Annotated in this window: 2 protein-coding genes; both read right to left on the reverse strand. The window is 66.2% G+C overall.

All coding sequences use genetic code 11. The features are described from left to right. Positions 1-3: 3 nt before the first annotated feature. On the reverse strand, positions 4-4944 hold the full coding sequence (locus FFS30_RS23670; protein WP_171014843.1) for an ExeM/NucH family extracellular endonuclease: 4941 nt from the start codon (positions 4942-4944) through the stop codon (positions 4-6). A gap of 176 nt (positions 4945-5120) precedes the next feature. Continuing rightward, on the reverse strand, positions 5121-7129 hold a 2009-nt coding region (locus tag FFS30_RS24040), incomplete at its 5' end, for a hypothetical protein (protein ID WP_212742576.1).

A 7129-nucleotide genomic window follows, 5' to 3' on the forward strand; every position in this document is an offset into this window, starting at 1 on the left:
AGGTTACTGCGGCGAAGCGGCGGCGAACCAACCGACGACGTCGACGACGACATCGGTATTGCCGGCGGAGTTGAACAACGAGACCTTGCCCTGGCTACCGACCTTGACGATGACGAGGTTGGGCACGGTCTGTCCGGCGACGAAGTTGAGGTTCGAAGCCAACGGCCGCGTGCTGCCGGTCGGCCAGGCCGTGAGGAAGCCCGAAGCCGTCGGCCCGGTCGCGGTGATGTTGAGCACGACCGCATTGACCCCACCGGCCGGCACGTTGCCGCGTCCGGTCACGACCAGATCGAGTCGGCTGCCGCCGGCGATGGCACCGCCGCCGGCGAACTGCCCGTCGGTCGTCACGCCGATGCCGCGCGTGTCGAGCAGACGTGCCGGGGTGAGCGTGGTCAGGTCCGAGGAGGTCGGGAACCAGACCATGACATCGGCGATAAGGTCGGTGTCGGCCGAACTGAACAAGGAGACCTTGCCGTTGCCGCCGACCTGGGTGATGACCAGGTTGGGGATGGTCTGGCCGGCAACGAAGTCCAAGTTCGAAGTAGCAGGGACGCGGCTTCCGGCCGGCCACACGACGACATAGCCGGAGGAAGCCGGCCCCGTGGCGGTGACGTTGAGGATGACCGAACCGACGCCGCTGGCCGGAATGCCATAGCGCCCGGCGACCGTGAGATCGAGCTTGGACAAGCCGGCGACCGGACCGAGCTTCTGGAACGTGCCGTCCACGGTCACACCGATCGAACGGGTATCGAGCAGACGACCCGGCACGAGCGCAGTGAGATCGGAGGTGTCGGTGAAGTAGCCCTGGACGTCGGCGATGAGATCGGTGGAACCGAGGGCGTTGAACAAGGAGACCTTGCCGTCGGTGCCGACCTGGACGATGACGAGATTGGGGCTGTTCTGTCCGGGGAAGACATTGATGTTGGAGGCAAGCGGCCGCGTACTGCCGGTGGGCCAGGCCGTGACGTAAGTCGCGGCGGAAGCGCCCGTGGCGGTGAGGTTGAGGACGACCGCCTTGACGCCCGTGGCGGGAATGCCGCCGCGGCCGAGCACGGTGAGGCCGATGGACTGACCGCCGTTGATGGCGCCGGTGGCGGCGAACTGGCCGTCACTGGTGGTGCCGATGGCACGGGAGTCGAGGATGCGCGAAGGATTGAGCGCGGTGTAACCGGCCAGGTGGTTGAACGAAGCGGTGATGGTGCAGTTGGCGGTGATGGCCCCGGTGGTGTAGGTGGTGCCGCTCTGCACCGTCGGGGTGCAGGTATCGCCGGTGACCGAGCCGATCGAGTAGCCGGCATTGGCCGAGACGGTGAAGGTCGTCGAGCTGCCATTGTTGACCGGGGACTGAGCAGGCGCCGAGATCGTGCCGCCGGTGCCGCTGACGGCGGTGGTGACGGTCCCGGTCTGGATGTTGGCGGAGCAGGAGGCATTGGAGCCGCCGTTGCTGCCCGAGCAGGTCCAGGACCACGGGCCGCTGCCGGTCACTGCGGAAGCGGTGCCGGCCGAGCAGAGGTTGGTCGGAACGGCAGTCAGTGTCTGACCGTTGTCCGTACCGCAGGTGCCGTTGACCGGGTTGGCGGTGAAGGACGCGGTAATCGCGCAATTGGCGGTGACCGGCCCGGTGGTGTAGGTGCTGCCGCTCTGCACGCTCGGGGTGCAGGTATCGCCGGTGACGGAGGCGATCGAGTAGCCGGTCAGAGCGGAGACGGTGAAGGTCGTGGCGCTACCGTGGTTGACCGGCGACTGAGCCGGTGCGGAGATGGAGCCGCCGACGCCGCTGAGGGCGGTGGTGACGGTCCAGGTCTGGATGCTGGCGGAGCAGGAGGCGTTGGAGCCGCCGTTGCTGCCGGAGCAGGTCCAGGACCAGGGGCCGTTGCCAGTAACAACGGAAGCGGTACCGGCCGAGCAGAGATTGGTCGGAGCGACGGTCAGGGTCTGACCGTTATCCGTGCCGCAGGCACCGTTGACGGCGTTGGCAGTGCGGAACAACCCGACCAGCACCGGATCGTGATCGGACGAGCGGTACGGTGTCGCCGGTTGGAACAGGATGCGCGGCGGAGTCAGCGCGGAACCGTCGGGCTTGGCCTCGAACGCACCTTCGCCGACATCGCGGATTTCGTCGTTGTAGTCGAACAGAGTCGACTCGTCCGAATTGATGCGCCAAGGACCGACGCCGGCGACCTGCGTGTTGAGGCTGTTGCTGGCGAAGGCATAGTCGAGATGGCCGAGCTGGCCGTCGAACACGTACGAATACGCGTCGGCGCTGCCGAGCAGTTCGGTGGTCAAGTCGTGATAGCCGCCGGCCTTGAGCGTTGCGATCGCCGATTCATTGGCGTAGGCATTGAAGTCGCCGACGAGGAGCACGTCCGGGTCGCCCGCGGCCGGGATCACCGTGGAGTTGATCCAGCTCAGCAGGCGCGATGCCTGCGAATTGCGCCGGCTCGCCCAGCAGGCCTGGCCGTCGTTCTGGTCGGTATCGGCGCCGCTCGCGCCGGAGCAGCCTTTCGATTTGAAATGGTTGACGACCAGGGTGAAGCGCTGGCCGCGAGCCGGGTTGGTCGTATCGACCACGTCGAAGGTCTGTGCGGTCGGCGGACGGTTGTGGATGCTGTCGAGATCGACCAGCGGCGAACCGAACGGCGCGACCACGCCGGTGCGATAAATGATGAACACACGGATCGCATCGGAGCCGAGCTTGCCGCCCGTGTTGACGAAGGTGTACGGATGCGGGCTGCCGCAGCGCGCGTTGACCGCGCCGAGCAGGTCGTTGATCGTGTCGGTGGCCGTGGTGTTCTCGAGTTCGACCAGACCGTAGACGTCGGCATTGAGCGAGCAGAGCACGACGGAGGCGCGTTCACGCTGGCGGTTGAGTTCGGCGACGCTGTCCGCGCCGCGGCAGTCCATGCCGCCCGACGGACCGCAGGGACCGGTATTGCCTGCGGTCGTGTCGATCGTGGTGAAGTAGTTCAGCATGTTCAGGCCGACGGCCTTGATCGCGCCGTTGGTCGACGGCGGCGCAGCCGGGCGTGGATTGGCGACGGTGAACTGGACCGGCTTGGACGTCGTCGGACGAATACGCCAGGCATCGGTGCCCGTGTATCCGGCCCACGACCAGTGCAGCACGCCGGTGAGGTTGTTGACCACGTCGCCGCCGCGGAAGAAATCCTCGCCTTGCGTGCCGGCCGAGAAACCGCCGTTCGCGTGCGGGTGATAAACGGACTGACGTCCGGCCGGCAGGTTCAGCGGAGAGTTCTGCTGATTGTTGTCGTCGTCGAGAAGCACTTTGCGTCGCGCGATCTGGTCGCGATAGGCAGCGTAGGCGGCAACGTTCGGCGCATGGTCCTCGGTGAACTGCAGCGGGCGTCCGCCTTGCATCAGCACGACTTGGCCGTAGCGCGCCATCTCGAAGTACTCGCTGACTGTGAGCGTGTCGCTGTAGCGCACGAGCATACTTTCACGTGCTTCGTAGTAGGCGTCGATGTCGCCGACGATCGGCAAGGTGATAGTCGCAGGCGTGACTTCGTTGAGGTGATTGCCGGCTTCGGTGACGATGACCGAACCGGCCGCGCTTGCGGTGATCTCGGTCAGGCCGCTGAACTCCGACACTACGCCGGTCGCGCGTACGCGCTGGCCTTCTGCGACCGGAGTCGGACAGGCGTTGCAGTAGATGAAGATGCCTTCAGAGGTGTTCGGATCCGCGTCGGCATCGACATCTTCTTCCTGCAGGAAGAAGCCCTTGATGTCGGTGGTCTGGAACGTCGCAGTGACGACGGCTTCGACCGTCACCGTCGCGCCGACCATCGGGCTCGCGGCGCCGTTGCCCTGCACATCGTGGATGCGCGTGATGGTGGCGCCGTCGTCGTTGAGGATGGTGCCCTGGCCCTGAGCGTCGGCGACGGTGGCGCCGCCGACGTTGGTGATATTGACGAAGAAGGTTTCGTCCGGCTCGACCTGGGTGTCGCCGTTCACCGCGACGTCGAACGTCGTGCTGGTGGCGCCGGCGGGAATCGTCAGGCTCGCCGAATTGGCCACGTAGTCGCCCGAGGCGACCGTCGCGGTGCCGTCGGCGGTGGCGATGTCGAAGCTGACGCCGCCGGCCGGTGCGGGTGCGGACAGGCTGATCGTGAAGCGGAAGATCGTCGTGCCGCTGTCGCCTTCGGCCTTCGCCACGTCATCGACGCTGAGTGCCGGCGGACCGCCTGACGAACCGCCTTGCGCGGTCACCGAAAAATCGTCGATCGAGAGACCGTGGTCGCTGCCGGGATGGTCCGGATCGGACCAGCGCAGCATGATCTCGCCCCCGTTCGGAATCGACAGCCCGGAGATCGTGTAGCTTTTGGCCGTGCGATTCGCCGCTGCGTTGCCGTCGAGCACGCCCGCGGTACCGCCGGTGACCGGCGAGGTGAAGTCGAGTTGCGGCACGGCCGTGCCGGCCTGTTGAAATTCGCCAAGCGTGCCGGTCAGATTGCTGCCGGCGAGATACGAGAAACTCACCGTTTGTGCCGCCGCGGCGCTGTTGCGCCACTGCTCGCCGGTGTAGCTGACCGCAAGCGAAGTGAGCGTACCGCCGGTGTTGTTGCGCAGGCGCACGCCCCAGAAGAAGCTCCCCGCTTTTGCGTTGCTCGAACCGATCGAGCCGAGCGCGCGATCGCTGCTACCGGTGATGCCGTAACTGTAGAGATTGCCCGAGTTGCTCGCGCCGTTGTCGGCGGCGATGGTCGAGTCCGTTCCCGTGCGCGCCGAGTACCAGCCGGGAATCGTCGAATTGTTCGACCAGGTGGCCGAGCCGCTCGTCGGCAGTGTGTTGAAATTCTGAGTGTATGCCGTGCCCGTCGACGTCAAGGACACTTGTGCTTGCGCCAGTGGCGCGACCAGCGCCAGTGCCGCCACCCAACCATAAAAAATGCCGCGCGCGCGACGGCGTGCGATCCGATGACTCGCCATGATTTGAAACCCCGAATTGTGTATTACCCCACCTCCGATTGTCGGCGGGGAACATGACAGTTCGTTGGCTCGGCGAGCGGAAGTTTTTTTCGTGCAGCCTCGCGTGCGATTGCACGCGAGGTTCCTGTCTATGGAGAAGAACGGCGCCGCGTTGAATCGCGGCGCCGGATTGGAGGTTACTGCGGCGAAGCGGCGGCGAACCATCCGACGACATCGACGACGACATCGGTATTGCCGGCGGAGTTGAACAACGAGACCTTGCCCTGGCTACCGACCTTGACGATGACGAGGTTGGGCACGGTCTGTCCGGCGACGAAGTTGAGGTTCGAAGCCAACGGCCGCGTGCTGCCGGTCGGCCAGGCCGTGAGGAAGCCCGAAGCCGTCGGCCCGGTCGCGGTGATGTTGAGCACGACCGCATTGACCCCACCGGCCGGCACGTTGCCGCGTCCGGTCACGACCAGATCGAGTCGGCTGCCGCCGGCGATGGCACCGCCGCCGGCGAACTGCCCGTCGGTCGTCACGCCGATGCCGCGCGTGTCGAGCAGACGTGCCGGGGTGAGCGTGGTCAGGTCCGAGGAGGTCGGGAACCAGCCCATGACATCGGCGATAAGGTCGGTGTCGGCCGAACTGAACAAGGAGACCTTGCCGTTGCCGCCGACCTGGGTGATGACCAGGTTGGGGATGGTCTGGCCGGCAACGAAGTTCAAGTTCGAAGTAGCAGGGACGCGGCTTCCGGCCGGCCACACGACGACATAGCCGGAGGAAGCCGGCCCCGTGGCGGTGACGTTGAGGATGACCGAACCGACGCCGCTGGCCGGAATGCCATAGCGCCCGGCGACCGTGAGATCGAGCTTGGACAAGCCGGCGACCGGACCGAGCTTCTGGAACGTGCCGTCCACGGTCACACCGATCGAACGGGTATCGAGCAGCCGACCCGGCACGAGCGCAGTGAGATCGGAGGTGTCGGTGAAGTAGCCCTGGACGTCGGCGATGAGATCGGTGGAACCGAGGGCGTTGAACAAGGAGACCTTGCCGTCGGTGCCGACCTGGACGATGACGAGATTGGGGCTGTTCTGTCCGGGGAAGACATTGATGTTGGAGGCAAGCGGCCGCGTACTGCCGGTGGGCCAGGCCGTGACGTAAGTCGCGGCGGAAGCGCCCGTGGCGGTGAGGTTGAGGACGACCGCCTTGACGCCCGTGGCGGGAATGCCGCCGCGGCCGAGCACGGTGAGGCCGATGGACTGACCGCCGTTGATGGCGCCGGTGGCGGCGAACTGGCCGTCACTGGTGGTGCCGATGGCACGGGTGTCGAGGATGCGCGAAGGATTGAGCGCGGTGTAACCGGCCAGGTGGCTGAACGAAGCGGTGATGGTGCAGTTGGCGGTGATGGCCCCGGTGGTGTAGGTGGTGCCGCTCTGCACAGTCGGGGTGCAGGTATCGCCGGTGACCGAGCCGATCGAGTAGCCGGCATTGGCCGAGACGGTGAAGGTCGTCGAGCTGCCATTGTTGACCGGGGACTGAGCAGGCGCCGAGATCGTGCCGCCGGTGCCGCTGACGGCGGTGGTGACGGTCCAGGTCTGGATGTTGGCGGAGCAGGAGGCATTGGAGCCGCCGTTGCTGCCCGAGCAGGTCCAGGACCACGGGCCGCTGCCGGTCACTGCGGAAGCGGTGCCGGCCGAGCAGAGGTTGGTCGGAACGGCAGTCAGTGTCTGACCGTTGTCCGTACCGCAGGTGCCGTTGACCGGGTTGGCGGTGAAGGACGCGGTAATCGCGCAATTGGCGGTGACCGGCCCGGTGGTGTAGGTGCTGCCGCTCTGCACGCTCGGGGTGCAGGTATCGCCGGTGACGGAGGCGATCGAGTAGCCGGTCAGAGCGGAGACGGTGAAGGTCGTGGCGCTACCGTGGTTGACCGGCGACTGAGCCGGTGCGGAGATGGAGCCGCCGACGCCGCTGAGGGCGGTGGTGACGGTCCAGGTCTGGATGCTGGCGGAGCAGGAGGCGTTGGAGCCGCCGTTGCTGCCGGAGCAGGTCCAGGACCAGGGGCCGTTGCCAGTAACAACGGAAGCGGTACCGGCCGAGCAGAGATTGGTCGGAGCGACGGTCAGGGTCTGACCGTTGTCCGTACCGCAGGCACCGTTGACGGCGTTCGCAGTGAACGAGGCGGTGATGGTGCAGTTGGCGGTGA

Origin of the sequence: Rudaea sp. 3F27F6 (assembly GCF_005503555.1) — a bacterium.
In the GTDB taxonomy this organism is placed as follows: domain Bacteria; phylum Pseudomonadota; class Gammaproteobacteria; order Xanthomonadales; family Rhodanobacteraceae; genus Rudaea.